This is a genomic window from Comamonas sp. C24C, assembly GCF_053345995.1.
The window spans coordinates 557,345-576,669 of record NZ_JBKFBC010000001.1; the positions used below are offsets into that span (position 1 = coordinate 557,345).

The following is a 19,325-nucleotide window of genomic DNA, read 5'->3' on the forward strand; positions in this document are numbered from 1 at the left end:
TCCGCAAAGGCCAGACCGCCGACAAAGATGGACATGGTGAAACCGATGCCGGCCAGCAGGCCCACCAGCAGTACGCCGCGCCAGTTCAGGCCCTCGGGCAGGCTGCACAGCCCGCTTCTGACGGCCAGCCAGGTACAGATGAAGACCCCCAGGGGCTTGCCCAGCACCAGGGCCACCAGCACGGCCATGGCCGTGGTCTGCGGTGCGGCAGCGCTCAGGTCTATGCCCGAGAACTGCACGCCGGCATTGGCCAGCGCAAAGATGGGCATGACGCAGAAAGCCACCCAGGGATGAAGAATCATGGGCAGGCGCAGCGCAGGCGGCAGCAGGTCGCGCTGTGCGAACTGGGCGGTACGCAACTCCTGTAGCAGGTGCTGCGGGTCGGGCCGCCCGCTGAGCACCTGCTCGCCGGCCTTGCGCATGGCCGTCTGTGCCGTGATCAGCAGCGGCATGGGGGCAGGGCGGGTAAAGACGGGCGTCATCAGGCCCAGCACCACGCCTGCCAGGGTGGGATGTGCACCGGTCTTGAGCAGGCCGAACCAGAGAACGGCTCCGGGCAGCACATACAGAGGAGCGGCGGCAATGCCCATACGGTTGAACAGCAGCACCAGCAGCACGCCGGCTGCGGCCACCACAAAGCCCATGGCCTGCAACCCGCCCGAGTAGAAGAAGGCGATGATGAGCACGGCCACGATGTCGTCGATGATGGCCAGGGCCAGCAGGAAGATGCGCAGCGCTCCCGGAATATTGCGACCCAGCAAGGCCAGCACGCCCACGGCAAACGCGATGTCGGTCGCCGTCGGAATTGCCCAGCCGTTGAGCAGCGTCCTGTCATTGCCCGCCAGGGCCACGTAGATGAGCGCGGGCACGGCCACGCCGCCGATGGCAGCGATCAGCGGCAGACTGGCCTGGCGCAGGCTGGCCAGCGCGCCGTTGTGCAGCTCGCGCCGGATCTCCATGCCCACGACCAGGAAGAACACCGTCATCAGCACATCGTTGACGATGAAATGCAGATCGGTGCTGAAGCTCCACGGCCCCAGCGTCAGCGCGACGGGCGCATGCCACAGTGCAAAGTAGCTTGGCGCCGCAGCCGAATTGGCCCAGATCAGGGCGACGGCGGCGGCCAGCATGAGCACCATGCCGGCAAAGGATTCGATATGCAGCAGGTGCGAGATTTGCGCCTGCACGCGTTCGGTGGCGGATTGCAGCGCGGGGATGCGGGGTGAATTTTGGGATGCAGAAGGCGCAGGGGCCTGCACAAGTGTTTGTGGGTCCATGTGTCGGTAGGTGTCTGAAGTCGTCTGCCGACAGGCGTATTGCACCCGAGCTCATGCCTCTTGGTGCAGTCAGCACTGCAAACGACTGGCGCGCTGGCGGCCCGACCTGCGCATGAACATTCACCTGCCATCGCCACCTTGTGTGACGGGCACCCGGCTGGAATTGTAGCTAAAGATGCAGCAATGGTCTGGATATGGGGTTTATTTGCGGGGAAGCAGACTTCGCCATCAGGACGGTTGCCTCTCGCGGTTCGCGTCGCCTTGGCTCAAGCGGGTGGACTGCACGAATCACGTCAGCGCCGTCCGGCAGCCGGCGCTATGCTGGCGCGCTAACGAGAGAGAAGGCGTGTCATGTCGGGCATAGGAATGGAATATTTGTGGGTGGGCGTGGTGCTGTTTGCCGCGGCGGCGCAGACGGTGCGCAACACGGCCCAGCGCTCGCTGACGGCACAGGTCGGCACGTTGCCGGCCACGCTGGTGCGCTTTCTCTACGGCCTGCCGTTCGCCGCCGTCTATCTGCTGGCGCTGTATGCGCTGGGCGATCCGTCCCTGGTGCTGCCGAAGTTCAGTGCCGCCTATCTGGGCTGGATTGCGCTCGGAGCCTTCTTTCAGGTCGCGGCCACGGCGGCCTTGCTGATGGCCATGAAGGAGCGCAACTTTGCCGTGGCGGTCACGCTGTCCAAGACCGAGGTGCTGCAGGTGGCCCTGTTTGCCGCCATGTTCCTGCATGAGCTGCCGACCCGTCTGGCGCTGCTGGCCATGGTGCTGGCCACGGTGGGCGTACTGATGCTGTCGCTGCCGCCGCGCGGGCAGCTTTTCACGCTCTCGGCCTGGACCAGCAAATCCTCGGTGTACGGTCTGATCTGCGGTGCCTGCTTTGCGCTGGCCACGGTGGGCTTTCGCGGCGGCGCGGTCGAGATCGCAACACTGGGCGTGAGCTCGCCCTGGCTGTCCGGGGCCTGGGGCGTGCTGATCGCGCAGACCATGCAGTCCGTCGTCATGAGCGCCTGGATTGCCAGAACCCATGAGCAGGGCCTGCGCCCTATCTTCAAGGCCTGGCGCATCTCACTGCTGGCCGGCAGCATGGGCGCTGCGGCCTCGCTGGCCTGGTTTACCGCCTATGCCATGCAGGGGGCCGCTGCCGTGCGCACCCTGGGCATGGTGGAGGTGGTGTTCAGCTATATCGTCTCGCGCAAGGTGTTCAGCGAGAAGCTGTCGCCGACGGAAAAGCTGGGCATGGCGCTGATGATGCTGGGCCTGGTGCTGATCTGTCTGCAGCTCTGATTTCAAGAGCTGCCTGCGCTTTCCACTGCTCATTTTTAAAGAAAAAAGTCCTTTAAATAAAGCATGGAAGAGCGCAAGAAGCTCCTGAATCAATAGCGTGCTGCCATGGCATCCATGGCATCCATGGCATCCATGGCATCCATGGCACGGCTGTGCTGCGCCTCAGGCGGCTTGCTGTTGTGCCTGCGCCAGGCTTTGGCGGCGCTCGGGCTTGACCGCGTAGAGTCGGTAGCCAATCGTCAGCAGCACAAACCACAGGGGCGCGATATACAGCGCCACGCGGGTGCTGGCATCCAGCGACAGGCAGACCAGCACCACGGCCAGAAAGGCCAGCACAAACCAGTTGGTGAACGGCGCGCCGGGCATGCGATAGGCCACGGCAGCGGCATGACCCAGCCTGACGGCGCGGCGATAGCGCAGATGGGCAAAGACGATGATGCCCCAGGTCCAGACGGCGCCGATGGTGGCAATGCTGGTCACGTAGATGAAGGCCTCCTCGGGCACCAGATAGTTCAGCACCACGCCAAGCAGCATGAATGCCGCAGAGATCACAATGCCGGCCGCAGGCACATGGCGCGCATTGACCCGGCCCAGCCTGGCGGGCGCCTGCTTGAATTGCGCCAGCGTGTAGAGCATGCGGCCCGTGCTGAAGATGCCGCTGTTGCATGAAGAGGCGGCGGCGGTGATGACCACGAAGTTGATGATGCCGGCGGCCGCAGGAATGCCCAGCTTGTCGAAGACATGGACAAAGGGGCTCATGTCGGGGCTGAGCTCGTTCCAGGGCACCAGCGACATGATGACCACCAGGGCGCCGATATAGAAGATCAGAATGCGGTAGACGATGCTGTTGGTGGCACGGGGCAGCACTTTCTCGGGCGACTCGGCCTCGCCCGCCGTCACGCCTATCAGCTCCACGCCGGTATAGGCAAAGCAGGCGATCTGCAAGGTGAAGACCACGCCCACCATGCCCACGGGCGCAAAGCCGCCGTGCGACCAGAGATTGGCGAAGCTTGCCGTCTGGCCCAGCGGTCCCCAGCCCGTGGTGATGATGGCCACGCCCAGCACCAGCGTGGCCACAATGGTCACAACCTTGATCAGCGCGAACCAGAATTCCAGCTCGCCGAAGACCTTGACCGCAATCAGATTCACGCCCAGCAGCACGGCCAGGGTGGCGAGCGCCGGAACCCATTGCGGAATGGCCGGAAACCAGTAGTGGGTGTAGATGCCTATGGCCGTGAGTTCGGCCATGCCCGTCACCACCCAGGTGAACCAGTAGGTCCAGCCGGTGACGAATCCGGCCCAGGGGCTGACATAGGTTTCGGCATAGGTGGCAAAAGAGCCGGCCACCGGGCGGTGCACCAGCAACTCGCCCAGCGCCCGCATGATGAAGAAGATGGCCAGCCCCGCGATGGCGTAGCTGACCAGCAGCAGCGGCCCGGCCTTGTGGATCGCCTTGGCCGAGCCCAGGAACAGGCCCACGCCAATGGCGCCGCCCAGGGCGATCAGCTGGATATGCCGGTCCTTGAGGCCGCGCTCCAGCTCCCCTGTCTGCTGCAGCGACTCCCCGGCTGCGCTTGGATGATTTCGACTCATGTTGTATGTCTCCGTTTTGCCATTCACACGGCAACAGCTGTCCCTCACGGGGCGCTGCGGCTGCCGTGTCTGGCTTGTTGATGAGGTCTTCAGGTCGTGGTCAGGCGCTGGCGGTGCTCAGCGTGGCCGGTCGGGGCTGCCTGCTGGCACTGCCCATGGACTGCAGCACGAGGTCGCCGACCATGTCGGCGGTGACGGCCGACAAGGTCCAGCCCAGATGGCCGTGGCCGGTGTTGTAGAACACGCAGGGCTTGTTGCCGGGGCCCACGCGCGGCAGCATGTCCGGCATCATGGGGCGCAGGCCCGCCCAGGGCACGACGCTGCGCGTGCTGACGCCCGGGAAGCACTGCTGAACCCATTCGATGAGCGGGCGGATGCGGTCGGCGCGGATGTCCTTGTTGTAGCCGTTGAACTCCGCCGTGCCGGCCACGCGGAAGCGATCCTCGCCCAGGCGGCTGGTGACCAGCTTGGTCTCGTCGTCCAGCAGACTCACGACGGGAGCTGCGGCGCGGCTGGCTTGGTCCGGCAGATTGACCGTGATGGAATAGCCCTTGACGGGGTAGATGTTGACGCTGTCGCCGAGCTGGGCGGCCAGCGCGCGGCTGGCCGTGCCCGCGCAAACCACCATGGCGTCGAAAGTCGAGGTCTCGGTTTCCAGACCCTGGCGCACAGTCACGCTGGCCTGTTTGCCGTTGCTGTTCACCGACACGATTTCCTGGCCGTAGCGGCATTGCACGCCCAGTCGCTCGCAGGCGGCGGCCAGGCCGCTGGTGAACTTGTGGATGTCGCCGGTGGAGTCGCTCTCGGTGAAGTAGCCGCCATAGAAGGTTCCGGACAGGGTCGGCTCGATGGCCTTCATTTCATCGGGCGTGACGGCGCGGCGCTCCAGCCCGCCCAGGGCGAGCAGTTGCGAGACCTTTCCCGCATGTTCGAAGCCGGCGCGGTCGCGGTAGATATGCAGGATGCCTTTTTGCTTCAGATCGAAGTCAATGCCTTCGGCTGCCGCCCATTCGAACAGGTGCTCGCGTGCCGCAATCGCCAGCCTGGCGGTCTCTACCGTGTTCTTCTGGTAGTGGGGGATGGCAGCGAGAAACTGGCAGAACCAGGAAATCTTGTGCCAGCCGGGCTTGGGGTTGAGTAGCAGCGGAGCATCGCTCTTGAGCATCCACTTGAGGCCTTTGACGATGGTGGACCAGTGGGTCCAGACCTCGGCATTCGAGGCCGAGAGCTGGCCGCCATTGGCGAACGAGGTCTCCATGGCGGCATAGCGCTGCTTCTCGAACAGGGTGACGGAAAATCCGCGGCGTGCGAGGGCGTAGGCGGTGGTCACGCCCGTGATGCCACCGCCGATGACGGCGATTGTCTTCATGATTCAGATTCCAGAAACGTCAAGGGTGGAGCCCGTGCGCAACATGCGCAGCGGACGCCCCCTCTGTTCTGGACCTGAGAGATTCACGAGGCAGCGCCCTGGGCCGCTGCTCGCTTGCTCCTTCGGTATGCCCGGCGGACGATGACGTCCGGACATTCTTCAGAGTGTGTGAAAGCGATGCCGATCCTTTGGCCTGAGAGTTTCCGGGGCGGTTGCTCCTTCGGCGCTGCATGCGCCAAGTTTGCGCTGCAGTCTCTCTCGGCATCACCGGGCTGAGAGCCTGTGGCGAATGTAGGAAGAATGGCGGCGCCTGGATATACGGGTTTTCTAGAGTTCTGCGCCGGGGCAGGCCGTGCTCCGCTTCTTTTATTTGATAGCGGCTAGCGCTTGTTATTTAAAGACTTCCTTGTGTTTTCATAAGGAAAGTGAAGATATTCATACGCAAGAAGCTTCCGAATTCATAGCATCAGACGCTGTCAAGTGCCGCTGAGCAGCCCCAGAGTCAACCCCTGCATTGACAGGACGGCTCATGGCCTGCGGTGGATTTGGGCAAAATATCGTCTTTGCCTGTCAATGGGCCCGGCGATATCACCGCTTTGCCATTGAAGCGCCCGACCGGGGTGGCTGCCGATTCAGGATGCAACTGGCCTATCCGCCATGGCGTTCTGCTGTCATGGCTTCGTTCCTTTGTCCTTGTTGCCCGCGACCGTCATGGTCGCCTTTTTGCGTTGCCTGTCGCAGCGCCTGCGGGATGGTTGGGTGTTTTGTCCGGATGGGCGCAAACCATTACAACAAGACATTTATGTCCCAACCCAACTCAAGCCAGCAGCTCGCGCCGACTGGCGATGGTGACGATAACCAGCCCCGCTTGCACCGGGTGCTCAAGCAGCGCCACCTGAGCATGATCGCCATTGGCGGCGCCATCGGCACGGGCCTGTTTGTGGCCTCCGGCTCGGCCATCGCCCAGATCGGCCCTGGCGGTGCCGTGCTCACCTATCTGCTCATCGGCATCATGGTCTACTACATCATGACCAGCCTGGGCGAGCTGGCCGCCTTCATGCCGGTGGCCGGTTCCTTCTCGACCTATGCCTCGCGCTATGTGGATCGAGGCTTCGGCTTTGCGCTGGGCTGGAACTTCTGGTTCAGCTGGGCCGTGGTGGTGGCGGTGGATCTGGTGGCCTCGCAGCTGGTCATGGCCTACTGGTTTCCCAATGTGCCGGGCATCCTATGGAGCGGCCTGTTCCTGCTGCTGATGGTGGGGCTGAACGCGTTTTCCGCGCGCGGCTTTGCCGAGGCCGAGTACTGGTTCGCGCTGATCAAGGTGCTGGCCGTGGTGGCCTTTCTGATCACCGGCGTGCTGATTCTGTTCGGCATCATCAGCAACGGCCATGTGCCCGGTTTCGAGAACTGGACCACGGGCGATGCGCCATTCGTCGGCAATTTCGCGACCTTTGTGGGCGTGGCCATGATCGTGGCCTATTCCTTCCAGGGCACGGAGCTGGTGGGCGTGGCGGCGGGCGAATCCGAGAATCCGCGCGAGAACGTGCCGCGTGCGATTCGCCAGGTGTTCTGGCGCATTCTGCTGTTCTATGTGTTGGCGATTATCGTCATCGGTTTCCTGATTCCCTATACCGATCCGCAGTTGCTGCGCACCGATGTGGCCGATATTGCCGTGAGCCCGTTCACGCTGGTGTTCCAGCATGCGGGCCTGCTGTCGGCGGCCACGGTGATGAATGCGGTGATCCTGACCTCGGTGCTGTCGGCCGGCAACTCGGGCATGTATGCGGCCACGCGCATGCTCTACAACATGGCGACCGAGGGCAACGCGCCGCGCATCTTCTCCCGGCTGACCCAGAACGGCGTGCCGCTGGTGGCCTTGATCGGCAGCACGCTGGTCGCCAGCCTGTGCCTGTTTTCCTCGCTCTACAGCCCGCAGGCCGTCTATATCTGGCTGTTGAACCTGGCCGGCATGACGGAGTTCATCGTCTGGCTGGGCATTGCCGTCAGTCACTACCGCTTCCGTCGCGGCTATGTCATGCACGGTCATGATGTGGGCCTGCTGCCCTACAAGGCCGGCGCCTTCCCCTTCGGCCCCATCTTTGCCTTTGTGCTGTGTCTGGTGGTGACGCTGGGCCAGAACTACCAGGCCTTCCTGGAAGATCGCATCGATTGGGGCGGCGTGGTCTCGACCTATCTGGGCATTCCGCTGTTCCTGCTGTTCTGGCTGGGTTACTGGCTGGTCAAGCGCAAGACCTGGGTCAGCTATGCCGATATGCGCTTTGACGAACTCGAAGACATCAAGCAGGGCAAGGTGTCATCCTGAGGCGGTGTAAGCCTTCCCCTTCTCCAGGCGGGAAGGGGTAGCGGCATGGGCTGACGCTGCTTGCGGTATCCCGGTGCCCGTGTGCTTGTTTGACGCATGGCTGCCGTCTCTTGCCAGCGCAGGCAAAATCGGCAATGTGAGCGATCTACCCACCAGCCCCGAGTCCAGGCCCAGGCGCATAGCGCATCTGGACATGGATGCGTTCTACGCCTCCGTGGAGCTGCTGCGCTACCCGCAGCTCAAGGGGCTGCCAGTGGTGATCGGCGGCGGGCGGCGCAGCTTTGACGAGGAGCTGCTGGCGCGCCATGCGGGGCGGCCGCTGTCCGAGATCCCGGTGGCTGACTTTCCGCTGCTGCGCGATTACACGGGGCGCGGCGTGATCACCACGGCCACCTATGCGGCCCGGCAGTTCGGCGTGGGCTCGGCCATGGGCATGATGAAGGCCGCCAGGCTGTGCCCGCAGGCGATTCTTCTGCCCGTGGACTTTGGCGAGTACCGGCGCTTTTCGCGGGCCTTCAAAGAGATCATCGTGTCGATTGCGCCGCTCATGGAGAACCGCGGCGTGGACGAGGTCTACATCGACTTCACCGACGTGCCCGGCGGCCAGCGCGAAGGCGGGCGCGTGCTGGCCCGGCTGATCCAGAAATCCATCTTCGACGCCACGGGCCTGACCTGCTCGGTCGGTGTGGCGCCCAACAAGCTGCTGGCCAAGATGGCCAGCGAGTTCAACAAGCCCAACGGCATCTCCATCGTCCAGCCCGAAGATCTGCAAAGCCGGATCTGGCCGCTGGCCTGCCGCAAGGTCAACGGCATAGGGCCCAAGGCCGATGCCAAGCTCAAGAGCCTTGGCATCGAAACCATCGGCGACCTGGCCGCGCAAAGCCTGCCGCAACTGCTGCACTGGTTTGGCAAAAGCTATGGTCACTGGCTGCACGAGTCGGCCTGGGGGCGCGACGAACGCGCTGTGGTGACCGAGAGCGAGCCGGTGTCCATGAGCCGCGAGACCACCTTCGAGCGCGATCTGCATGCCGTGCGCGACAAGGCCGAGCTGGGTGCCATCTTCACGGACCTGTGCGAGCGGCTGGCCGAGGATCTGCGGCGCAAGGGCTATGTGGGGCGCACGGTGGGCATCAAGCTGCGCTATGACGATTTCAGGATCGCCACGCGGGACCAGACCCTGAACCTGCCGATACAGGATGCGGCCGCCATCCGCCTGGCCGCAGGCCAATGCCTCAAGCGCGTGCCGCTGGGCAAGCGCATCAGGCTGCTGGGGGTCAAGGTCTCGGGCCTGATCGCCGAGCCGCTCTGGCAGGCCAGTGCCCACGATCCGGTGGCGCGAGAGTTGCTGCTCAGGCCTCATGGTTTGACCTCAGTCAAGCATTTGGATCCCTATACCGCATCTCTGTTCTGAGCCTGTGGGCTCGGGAATCATCGCTGTGCGATGATCCAAGTGTGAATTTGTGTATCTGGTTAACCAGCTGTCGACGGGATGCCTGATCGCTCACTCTCGAACAAAAACTACATAGGCCTATTGGAGGAGTGCAAAGCATGCGCCTGAACCTGCCGGTATCTCAACAAAACTACGACTTTCCGGGCGACGAGCTGCTGGTCTCCAGCACCAACACCAAGGGCGAGATCACGCATTGCAATCCCGCCTTCGTGCGCGTCAGCGGTTATGGCTATGAAGAGCTGATCGGCCAGCCGCACAATCTGATCCGCCACCCTGACATGCCGGCCGCCGCCTTCAAGGACATGTGGCGCACCATCGCCCATGGCTACCCCTGGACGGCGCTGGTCAAGAACCGCCGCAAGAACGGCGATCACTACTGGGTGCGCGCCAATGTCACGCCCATCATGGAAGGCGGCAAACCCAGCGGCTATCTGTCGGTACGCACCAAGCCTTCTGCCGCCGAAGTGGCCGCAGCCGAAGCGTTGTACGCGCGCATGCGCGACGAGGAAAAGCAGGCCCGGGCCAGTTTCCGCCTGCGCGCAGGTGCGGTGCGCCGTCTGGGGCTGATGGGCTGGTGGGACGGCCGCAAGGATGTGGGCCTGGTGGCGCGCATGGCCTGGCTGCTGGTCATCGTGGCCTTGATCGCCATGCTGCCCGATATGCTGGGCTGGCAGGGCGCGGCGGCCTGGGGTTGGCGTGCTGCCAGCCTGGTGGTCGGCGGTGCATTCGTGCTGTGGCGCTTTCAGCAGCGCTGTGTGGCGGGGCTGGAAGAAGCCAGCCGCTTTGCAGCCGATGTGGCGGCCTGCAATCTGAGCACCGAATGCAACCAGAGCTATAGCGGCGCCATGGGGGCGCTGATGCTGAGGCTGCAGCAGATTCAGATCAATCTGCGCGCCGTGGTGGGCGATGTGCGTACCGAGGTGCAAGGTTTTGCCCAGACCGCCCATGAAATCGCCCAGAGCAGTTTCGATCTGGCAGGGCGTACCGAGTCGCAGGCCACCAGCCTGCAGCAGACGGCGGCCTCGATGGAGGAAATTTCGGGCACCGTGTCGCAGACGGCCGATACGGCACAGTTCATGGCCGGCGCCAGCGACGAGAGCAGCAAGGTGGCCAGCCGCAGCGGCGCGGCCATCAGCGAAGTGGGGCTGGCCATGGAGCATATCCGCGGCTCCTCCACCCGCATGAGCGAGATCATTGGCGTGATCGAGAGCATTGCCTTCCAGACCAATCTGCTGGCGCTGAACGCGGCCGTGGAAGCGGCGCGGGCTGGCGAGCAGGGGCGCGGCTTTGCCGTGGTGGCGGGCGAGGTGCGGGCACTGGCCCAGCGCAGCGCCGAAGCAGCCAAGGAGATCAGCGTGCTCATCAACCGCACGGTCGATGGCATCAACGACGGCAACGCGCGCATGCGTGCCGCGGGTCAGACCATAGACGGCATGGTGCAGGCCGTGGACAAGGTCGGCTCCCTGGTGCACCAGATCAGCATTGCCACGCGTGAGCAGTCGATAGGCATCTCCCAGGTCAACGAGGCCGTGGCCCAGCTCGACTCCGTGACCCAGCAGAATGCGGCGCTGGTGGAGCAGTCGACCAGCGCAGCGCAATCGCTGCGCCAGAGTGCCAAGACACTGGAGCGTTCGGTGGACGTGTTCCATCTCTAGGCTTTTGTGGTCATGCTCTTAAAAGGCAGCCGTGGAGCTGCCTTTTTCGCATCGGCTTTCGGTAGGATTGCGGCATGAGTGTTGTGCTGACCCTGATCGCCATTGCGGCGCTGGCCCTGTGTTTGCTGATCTGGCTGATATCGCGTTTGCGCGCTGACGCCAGACCCGCGTCGTCTGCAACTGCCCAGCAGGAGGCCGAGCCGTCCGTGGCCCAGGCCGGAGCGGCGTCGGAGGTTGCAGCGCAGACGCTCTCCGATCAAGAGCTTGCGGCGCAGGCGGATACGGCGTCAGAGGCCAGCAGGGATGTGAATTTTCGTCCCCAGGGCGAGCGCGGCATGGGCGGCCCCATCTATGGTGATGTGCTGTGTGCGGACGGCGTCTACCTGCCCCATGTCTGGGAGATGGACATGCACACCTCCTATGACGGGCGCTGGCTGCGTACGGGCTTTTATGACAGCGAGGCCGCCCATCTGGTCGACCGCAAATCACGTCGCAGCTGGGTGATCAGCAAGCCGGAAGGCGAGCTGCTGGATGCCATCCATTGGCGCATGCCGCGCTGGAGTGGCGAGAGCATCAACGAAAGCGGCATTGCCGACGATGCACATGTGATCATGTCCGATGCCAGCTTCGAGGCCTGGCTGGGCGAGCATATGGCTGCGCAGCCGCAGCCTTTGCTGCAGGTGGTGGATCTCTGGGTGCCGGCAGACTGCCTGCCGGCCGAAGTCGCCCGGCCAATGCCGACTCTGCCGCAACCGGCTCAGCCCACTCCGGTGCCGCCGGTGCTGCTGCAGCGCCACTGGCCAGCCTCGCTGCGCAAGCTGCGCTACCCCATGGCTCCGCTGCAGAATCCGCACTGGCAGCTGATGCTGGGTGAGGCCGCCCAACCCTGGGTGCTGGACGAGAGCCACAGCATGGTCTGGCGTGCCGATGCCCAGGCCTTTGCGCTCTATGCCTACCCTACCCAGGGCGATGCCAGCCAGGCCAGCCTGCGGCTGGCCGTCTGGACCATGGAGCGAGGCTGGCAGCAATGGCCGCAGCTGATGCCCGAGGATCGCAAGCCCTGGGCCCTGGGCCTGCCGGATCTTGAGCCGCCGAGCGAGCCGCAAGCGCCAGCGGTTTTGCCGCTGAGCTGGCTCAATGAACAGCTGCTGCAGAGAGTGCAGATCGATATGCCCGAGACCGAGCGCCTGCACGATGGCACCAGCATCAGCTGCGCCATGAGCGAGGTGGATGTCTGCGCTGCCCATCAGCGCGATGGCCTGCCCATCCTCAAACCCTCGCTTCCCTTGTGCTTCGACTGGCTACGTGATCCGGCGCAGCCCGCGCTGTGGCGCGCGCAGAGCGAGCCCCTCAAGGGGCAGCGCCTGATCTGGACCCTGTCCAAGCCCGCCCGGGAGGAGCTGGGCGAAACGGCGGCCTACAACCTGCAATGGGGCGAACGTCATCTGCCCGGCACCTGGGCTCTGGAACATGTGATCGTGCAGGGGCGCTGGGCGATTCTCATGCCGCACGGCCGTGCACCGATTCGCGGTGGCAGCGGCAGCCTGCAGGTCTGGGACGGGGAGCGCCTGCAAAGCGTGGACCTGCCCTGGCCCGTGGTGCGGCTGGCCGCTGTGCCGTCGGTTAAGGGCGGCATGGCCGCTCGCCTGCGCGTGCTGGCGCTGACGGCCAGTCTGGCGGACAAGGACTGGGACCCCTCGACGGCATCCTGGCGCTGGCCTTTGCAGTCCGTATCGGCCAGCCATCTGGCAAGACCCGACTGGCGCCCGCTTTACTCCGAGCGTGAACTGGCGCCCGATGCGCAAGGGCGCTGGCAGTTGCTGCCGCGCTGGCGCGAGGTCGGGCAGATCCAGCATCCCTGCTCCGACGGCGACTATGTCTGGCGCGACGATGTGCGCGGCGACACCGTCTGGTGGTGGGGCGGCGTGAACGAGCGCGTCAACCACTATTGGCAGCATGATGAACCTCGCAAGGACGGCGTGATCATGACGCGCAGCGGTCTGGCGTTCTGCGGTGTCGGCCCCTGCGCCTGTCCCCATCCTTCAGGCGAAGGCTGGGCCTTGCTGGAGCCGGTGGAGACACGCTACGGCGAACTGGGTCAATGGCAGCTGCACTGGCTCAACCCCGTGGAAAAGGAAGTGCGCACGCTGACGCTCAAGGCGCGCATGCCGGTGCTGCAGGGCTGGGATGCCCAGGGCCTGCATTGGCAGGATCTGCCCTTGCCTGACGAAGCGGCGCTGCAGGGCGAGGCCAGTGCGGTTCACAAGCCCCCGTCGGAGCCCGCAGCGGCGCGTCAGCTGGTGGTGGCGCAGACCTGGCAGCGTGCTGCCGTCGAGCCTCTGCGCCAGGGCATGAACGGGCTGTGGCTGCGCATTCAGGATCTGCGCTATGCAGAGGCTTTGCTGGGGCAGGATGACTGCCCTTGGAAGAATTGATCTCCCTGAGCCGCTTTGCGGCTTCTCGCTGAGAGGATGGCTGCCTTGCGACGGGGCGGCCCTTGCTTGCTGCCCTTGATTGGGTCGTGTCGGTGTTACTGGCGTGCCGTGCGCACATTGGCGGGCAGGGCGCCCGGGTGGCTGGTGCGGAAGGGGTTGATGTCCAGGCCGCCGCGGCGCGTGTAGCGGGCGTAGACGGCCAGCTTGATGGGTTTGCAGCGGGTCCAGATGTCCATGAAGATGCGCTCCACGCATTGCTCATGGAATTCGTTGTGGTTGCGAAAGCTCACCAGGTACTGCAGCAGACCTTCCTGCTCGATCTGCGCACCGCTGTATTGAATCTGCACGCTGCCCCAGTCGGGCTGGCCGGTGACCAGGCAGTTGCTCTTGAGCAGATTGCTGACCAGGGTCTCGCTGACGGGCGCTTCGTCGTGGTTGGCACGCAGCAGCTCGGGAGCCGGCGTGTACCGGGTGCACTCCACATCGAGGCGGTCCAGCAGCAGACCGTCCAGCTCATGCACTTGCTGGGCATCGAACTGCTCCGCTTCCAGCAGACGAACGCCCACGCTGCCCTGGGCCTCGCTGCCGCGCCAGGTGGCTTCGGACAGATCGGTGCGCAGGCGCGCCAGCACCTCGCTGGCATCGGCAAAGCGGGTGTTGTTGAAGCTGTTCAGATACAGCTTGAAGGACTTGCTTTCGATCAGGTTGGGTGTTTCGCAGGGGATGGTGAAATGCGCCAGTGCCACCTGGGGCTTGCCACGCAGATTGAGCCAGGAAACTTCGAATGAGGTCCACAGATCGGCGCCAAAGAACGGCGGGTTGATGGCTGCGCCGATTTCCTCGCGCTTGGTCAGGCGTGGCAGGGGAAAGAGCAGGGACGCGTCGTACTGGTCCACATAGGCCGAGCTTTTGCCCAGCTGCGATTGTTCAGGGGTGTGCATGATTCAAAAACAAAATGAGCAGCAGTAAAAAAGATAGCTGCTGGCGCTTTGTGGGTAAGGGCTAGAGCCTGTTTTTACTTGAACTCTCGTTCGCGTAGCCACTTGGTGGCAATCCATTTTTCGCCTTCCAGCACGGGAGCGCCGCCGTGCAGGGTCTTGGTTGCCGGGTCGGGCCGGTTGTAGCTGAAGAATACGGCATTGCCACGGCGCGGCACGACCTGCAGCCCTACATCGGGAAAGGTGGTTGCGCCGCCGCGCGCGGGCTCGTTGAGATACATGACCAGGGTTCCCACACGCTGGCCGCCACGCTTGAGTATGGTCGGCGTGCCGGGCTCGTTGGGGGCGAAGTAATCGTAATGCGGCTTGTATTCGGCGCCTGGGCGGTAGTGCAACACCTGCATGCCTTCGCCGTTTTCCAGCGGCCAGTTCAGCAGCCTGGCAATGCGCTGCTCCACACGGCTGATGAGATCGTTCTCGCCCCGCTGGAAGAACATGCCATTACTGGTACGGTCGTCGTTGACGGCCTCGCCACCGCTCTGGTTGTCCACGGTCAGCGAGCGCTGCATGCGCGGGCCGGCGGCGGCGATGATGGCATCGCACTCCTCGTCGGAGAGCAGGTTGCCGAACACCACGACCCTGGGGTGACGCATATTCATCAGCACATGGACCTCGCGATCGCCGGTGTCGATGCAGCAGGGATCGGTGTGCAGATCGGGCTCGGGCACGCCGGACTCGTGAATCTGCACGCTCACCCCGGCCTCGGGCCTGGCCGCTGCGAACGCCTGGGGCAGCTCGCCTTCTTCGGGCAGGGCCAGTGCCCGGCGTGCCAGATGTTCGGCCCAGCCTGCCTTGCGCATGGATTGCAGCAGCGATGGCAGCGGCACGCCGGAGGCGCTTTGCGTGCGCACCCATTGCATCAGCTCGGGTGTCAGGCCGGGAGGTGTGACGAACTCGTCTTGGGTGGAGGTGCTCATGTCGACAATGCTAGTGTGCACTGATGCCGATTTCAATGCGCGGCGTCAGTCTTGCAGCTTGCGGCGGAACACCAGCTTGCCGGGCGTGCTGGCCTGCTCGGCCAGCGCATAGCCTTCCAGATCGAACTTGCGCAGGTCGGCCACCTTCCTGGCCTTGTGCTGTACGGCCCAGCGCACCATCAGCCCGCGCGCGCGCTTGGCATGGAAGCTGATGATCTTGTACTTGCCGCCCTTGAAGTCCTCGAAAACGCATTCGACCACGGGGGCCTTGAGCGTCTTGAGATCCACGGCCTTGAAATATTCCTGAGACGCCAGGTTGACGACAATGCGCTCGTCCTGGGAGGCACTGCGCTCGTTCAGATAGTCGGCAATCTGGGTTCCCCAGAACTGATAGAGGTTGCTGCCCTTGGCGTTTTCCAGCCGGGTGCCCATCTCCAGGCGATAAGGCTGCAACAGGTCCATCGGGCGCAGCACGCCATAGAGGCCGCTCAGGATCACGACATGCTCCTGGGCCCAGTCCAGCTCCCGGGGCTTGAGGCTGGCCGCATTCAGACCTTCGTAGACATCGCCATTGAAGGCCAGCACGGCCTGGCGCGAGTTCTTGGCGGTGAACCTGGCACTGAATGCTTCGTAGCGGCCCACATTGAGCACGGCCAGCTTGTCGCTGATGCTCATGAGCTCGGAAATCTGCTGGGGCGACTTCTCGCGCAGCACTTCGATCAGTTCCAGGGGCTGCTTTTTGAATACCGGCAGCGTGTGTGGCAGCTCGGCGGAAATAGGGCTTTCATAGTCCAGCGATTTGGCCGGAGAGATCAGAAACAACATGGCTTGACGTTCACTCAATCAAAGAAAGGGCGCATGAAAAAGGGCCAAGGCCCCATCCACGGAAGTGGACAGTCCCCTTGGCCCTGTGATGCCGGAAGGCAGTCTGCTTAGGCGTTGGCGCCTGCAGCCTGTTCTTCCTTCTCGAACGGCAGCTGCATCAGGCTCAGATCCTTGCGGGTCTCGACCAGAATCAGCGGGCCTTCGTCGAGCACCACCACGGGCGGGCGCTCGCGCGGAATGCGCACGGGCTTGGGCTCGGCGGCAATCGCAGCCTGGACGGCGGCGATCTTTTCGGCATCGGAGTTGATCCATTCCAGACCCGATGCGGCTGCCAGGGCTTGCAGCTCGGCAATCGGCAGCGCATAGCTCTGTGCCTTGGGCGTTGCGACTGCGGGGGCAGGAGCCACGGTCTCAGCCACAGGCTCGACTGCGGCTGCGGCAGGCTCTGCCTGCACGGGCTGGGCGGGCTCTGCCGCAGGAGCGACAGCCACCGCGGCTTCTTCTGCAACCACGGGTGCCTGCACTTCTGCAGCAACAGGCGCTTGTTCTGCCTGAGCCTGAGGTGCAACAGCATCAAAGTAGCTGCGGCGTGCCGGCTGCTCGCCAGCGTCTGCGGCAGGCACTTCGACCGGGGCCTGGGCTTCGGCTGTCTGCTCGGCAGCCTGGCCTTCTGCCTGGGCGTCGCGCGGTGCACGGTCGCGGCGGTCACGGCCATAGCGGTCGCGCGAACGGCGCTGACGGGGCTCGCGAGCCTCGCCGCCTTGTGCGCCATCCTGCACCTGAGCGTCAGAACCCTCGACTTGGGCGGTGTTCAGCGCCGCTTCGTCGGCTACGGCCTGCATCGCTGGCTGGGCATCGGCGTTGCGATTCTGGCGCTCGCGGCGGCCTTCACCGCGTTCGCCGCGCTCATTGCGTTCCGAACGTTCACCGCGTTCCTGGCGGTTGCGCTCGGGCTTGGGGGCTGCGGCCTGAGTATTGAACTCTTCGCCATTCAGCGCGGCTTCTGCCACCTGGGGCTGGCGGTCGTCGCGGCGCTCGCTGCGATCGCCACCGCGGCGGTTGCCGCGCTCGGGGCGGTCCTGGCGCTGTTGCTGCTCGGGACGCTCGTTGCGTTGCTGCTCATCACGGCCCTGGGCATTGCGGCGGTTGTTGCGGTCTCCACGTTCGGCACCAGTGCGCTCGGCGCTGCTACGGTCGCCACGTTCGTTGCGGTCGCCGCCACGGCGGTTGCGGTCACCGCCACGGCCTTCGCCTCGGCGGCCGTCGCGGCTGCCTTCACGGGCGGCAGGAGCTGCAGGCTCCGCCGCGGGGGCGGGTGCTGCCACGGGAGCCGGTGCGCCAAAGCCGAACAGATTCTTGAGCCAGGCAAAGAAGCCTTGCTCGCGCACCACGGGGCGGGCCGCTACGGGAGCGGGTGTCGCGGCGGCAGCGCGAGGCTGGCGGGGGGGGCGAGGCTCGGCAATCGGCGCGGGAGCATCGGGCAGCACCCCCTTGATGACAGGAGTCTGCTTATTGGTGGGTTCCTGCGAGCGGCGGGTGACGGTGGTCACCTCTTCGGGCTCGTCGGCCAGCTTGTAGCTGGCTTCCATGGATTCCAGGCGCGAGTCGTCGTGCTTGAGGCGCTCGAGCTTGTAGTGCGGTGTGTCCATGGACTTGTTGGGAACCATGATCACGTTGACGCGCTGCTTGAGCTCGATCTTGGTGATTTCGCTGCGCTTCTCATTGAGCAGGAAGGAGGCCACTTCCACGGGCACCTGGCAGTGCACGGCGGCCGTGTTGTCCTTCATGGACTCTTCTTGGATGATGCGCAGAATCTGCAGCGCAGAGCTTTCCGTGTCGCGGATGTGGCCGGAGCCGCCGCAGCGTGGGCAGTTGATGTGGGCGCCCTCGGACAAAGCGGGCTTGAGGCGCTGGCGGCTCATTTCCATCAGGCCGAACTTGCTGATGGTGCCGAACTGCACGCGGGCGCGGTCCTGGCGCAGGGCATCGCGCAGGCGGTTTTCCACTTCGCGGCGGTTCTTGGCCTCTTCCATGTCGATGAAGTCGATCACGATCAGGCCGCCCAGGTCGCGCAGGCGCATCTGGCGCGCCACTTCGTCGGCTGCCTCGAGGTTGGTGCGGGTCGCGGTTTCCTCGATATCGCCGCCCTTGATGGCGCGGGCCGAGTTTACGTCCACGGAGACCAGGGCTTCGGTGTGGTCGATCACGATGGCGCCGCCCGAGGGCAGGGTCACGGTACGCGAATAGGCGGACTCGATCTGGTGCTCGATCTGGAAGCGAGAGAACAGGGGGGCGTCGTCGCGGTAGCGCTTGACGCGGGCAGCATGCTCGGGCATCACATGTGCCATGAACTGCTGGGCCTGTTCGTAGATGTCATCGGTGTCGATCAGGATGTCGCCGATGTCATTGTTGAAATAGTCGCGGATGGCGCGGATAACCAGACTGGATTCCTGATAGATCAGGAAGGCGCCCTTGGAGGCCTTGGCGGCACCGTCGATGGCGCTCCACAGCTTGAGCAGGTAGTTCAGGTCCCACTGCAGCTCGGGAGCCGAGCGGCCGATGCCGGCGGTGCGCGCAATGATGGACATGCCCTTGGGGTACTCGAGCTGGTCCATGGCCTCCTTGAGCTCGGCGCGGTCCTCGCCCTCGATGCGGCGCGAAACGCCACCTCCACGGGGGTTGTTGGGCATCAGCACCACATAGCGGCCGGCCAGCGAGATGAAGGTGGTCAGGGCTGCGCCCTTGTTGCCGCGCTCTTCCTTTTCGACCTGGACGATCAGCTCCTGACCCTCGCGGATCACGTCGTTGATGCGGGCCTGGCTGGGCGAAACGCCTTCGGCAAAGTATTGCTTGGAGATTTCCTTGAAGGGCAGAAAGCCGTGGCGGTCTTCGCCATAGTCCACGAAGCAGGCTTCGAGGGAAGGCTCGACGCGGGTAACGACGGCCTTGTAGATATTGCCCTTACGTTGTTCGCGACCTTCGATTTCGATCTCGTAGTCCAGCAGCTTCTGGCCGTCCACAATGGCCAGGCGGCGTTCTTCAGACTGCGTCGCGTTAATCAGCATCCGTTTCATGATGCGCTTCCTTTATTCGTTTTATGGGGCACGCTGGTCACAGACCAACGTGCCTTTGACTGGTAATCAAAGACAGGCTCAACAGGAGCCGTGATGCCAGACGAACGCGTTGAAACGGATGAGGA

12 protein-coding genes and 1 riboswitch are annotated in these 19,325 nt (G+C 64.2%); of the genes, 5 read left to right on the top strand and 7 right to left on the bottom strand.

Features of this window, described 5'->3' with window-relative positions; genetic code table 11:
* The coding region (gene nhaA, locus ACLBXN_RS02510) for a Na+/H+ antiporter NhaA (protein WP_447611017.1) at nt 1-1,277 on the bottom strand (1,277 nt) is incomplete at its 3' end.
* 351 nt (nt 1,278-1,628) lie between these two features.
* Between nhaA and ACLBXN_RS02515 the strand changes: the two genes are divergently transcribed.
* Complete coding sequence (locus ACLBXN_RS02515; protein ID WP_211457593.1) at nt 1,629-2,561, top strand: DMT family transporter; 933 nt, start codon at nt 1,629-1,631, stop codon at nt 2,559-2,561.
* Between the two features lie 162 nt (nt 2,562-2,723).
* On the opposite strand, the gene ACLBXN_RS02520 is transcribed toward ACLBXN_RS02515, so the two are convergent.
* Together ACLBXN_RS02520 and ACLBXN_RS02525 are read right to left on the bottom strand one after the other, a co-directional pair.
* On the bottom strand, nt 2,724-4,154 hold the full coding sequence (locus ACLBXN_RS02520) for an amino acid permease (RefSeq protein WP_447611018.1): 1,431 nt from the start codon (nt 4,152-4,154) through the stop codon (nt 2,724-2,726).
* 100 nt (nt 4,155-4,254) lie between these two features.
* Complete coding sequence (locus tag ACLBXN_RS02525) at nt 4,255-5,523, bottom strand: D-amino acid dehydrogenase (RefSeq protein ID WP_447611020.1); 1,269 nt, start codon at nt 5,521-5,523, stop codon at nt 4,255-4,257.
* A 171-nt stretch (nt 5,524-5,694) separates the two neighbouring features.
* Nucleotides 5,695-5,794: riboswitch (glycine riboswitch) on the bottom strand.
* Between the two features lie 531 nt (nt 5,795-6,325).
* Here ACLBXN_RS02525 and ACLBXN_RS02530 point away from each other — a divergent pair.
* From ACLBXN_RS02530 to ACLBXN_RS02545, 4 genes are all read left to right on the top strand, one after another.
* Nucleotides 6,326-7,846 (top strand): amino acid permease, encoded by a 1,521-nt coding sequence (locus ACLBXN_RS02530; protein WP_249334313.1) that lies wholly within the window; start codon nt 6,326-6,328, stop codon nt 7,844-7,846.
* Nucleotides 7,847-8,039: 193 nt separating this feature from the next.
* Nucleotides 8,040-9,257, top strand: a complete 1,218-nt coding sequence (gene dinB, locus ACLBXN_RS02535; RefSeq protein WP_407716233.1) for a DNA polymerase IV — start codon at nt 8,040-8,042, stop codon at nt 9,255-9,257.
* 137 nt (nt 9,258-9,394) lie between these two features.
* On the top strand, nt 9,395-10,951 hold the full coding sequence (locus ACLBXN_RS02540; RefSeq protein ID WP_447611021.1) for a methyl-accepting chemotaxis protein: 1,557 nt from the start codon (nt 9,395-9,397) through the stop codon (nt 10,949-10,951).
* Nucleotides 10,952-11,025: 74 nt separating this feature from the next.
* On the top strand, nt 11,026-13,386 hold the full coding sequence (locus ACLBXN_RS02545) for a hypothetical protein (protein WP_447611022.1): 2,361 nt from the start codon (nt 11,026-11,028) through the stop codon (nt 13,384-13,386).
* A gap of 95 nt (nt 13,387-13,481) precedes the next feature.
* Here ACLBXN_RS02545 and queF read toward each other — a convergent pair whose 3' ends face one another.
* From queF to ACLBXN_RS02565, 4 genes are all read right to left on the bottom strand, one after another.
* Entirely contained in the window at nt 13,482-14,327 is an 846-nt protein-coding gene (gene queF, locus ACLBXN_RS02550; protein WP_343495809.1) for an NADPH-dependent 7-cyano-7-deazaguanine reductase QueF, read from the bottom strand.
* Between the two features lie 74 nt (nt 14,328-14,401).
* Nucleotides 14,402-15,301 (bottom strand): 2OG-Fe(II) oxygenase, encoded by a 900-nt coding sequence (locus tag ACLBXN_RS02555; protein ID WP_447611023.1) that lies wholly within the window; start codon nt 15,299-15,301, stop codon nt 14,402-14,404.
* 45 nt (nt 15,302-15,346) lie between these two features.
* A complete protein-coding gene (gene yaaA / locus ACLBXN_RS02560) occupies nt 15,347-16,126 on the bottom strand; it encodes a peroxide stress protein YaaA (RefSeq protein ID WP_447611024.1) in 780 nt (259 codons plus the stop codon).
* A gap of 107 nt (nt 16,127-16,233) precedes the next feature.
* Nucleotides 16,234-19,200 carry an Rne/Rng family ribonuclease gene (locus ACLBXN_RS02565; protein ID WP_447611025.1) on the bottom strand — a complete coding sequence of 989 codons (2,967 nt, stop codon included), beginning with the start codon at nt 19,198-19,200 and terminating at the stop codon, nt 16,234-16,236.
* Nucleotides 19,201-19,325: the final 125 nt, after the last annotated feature.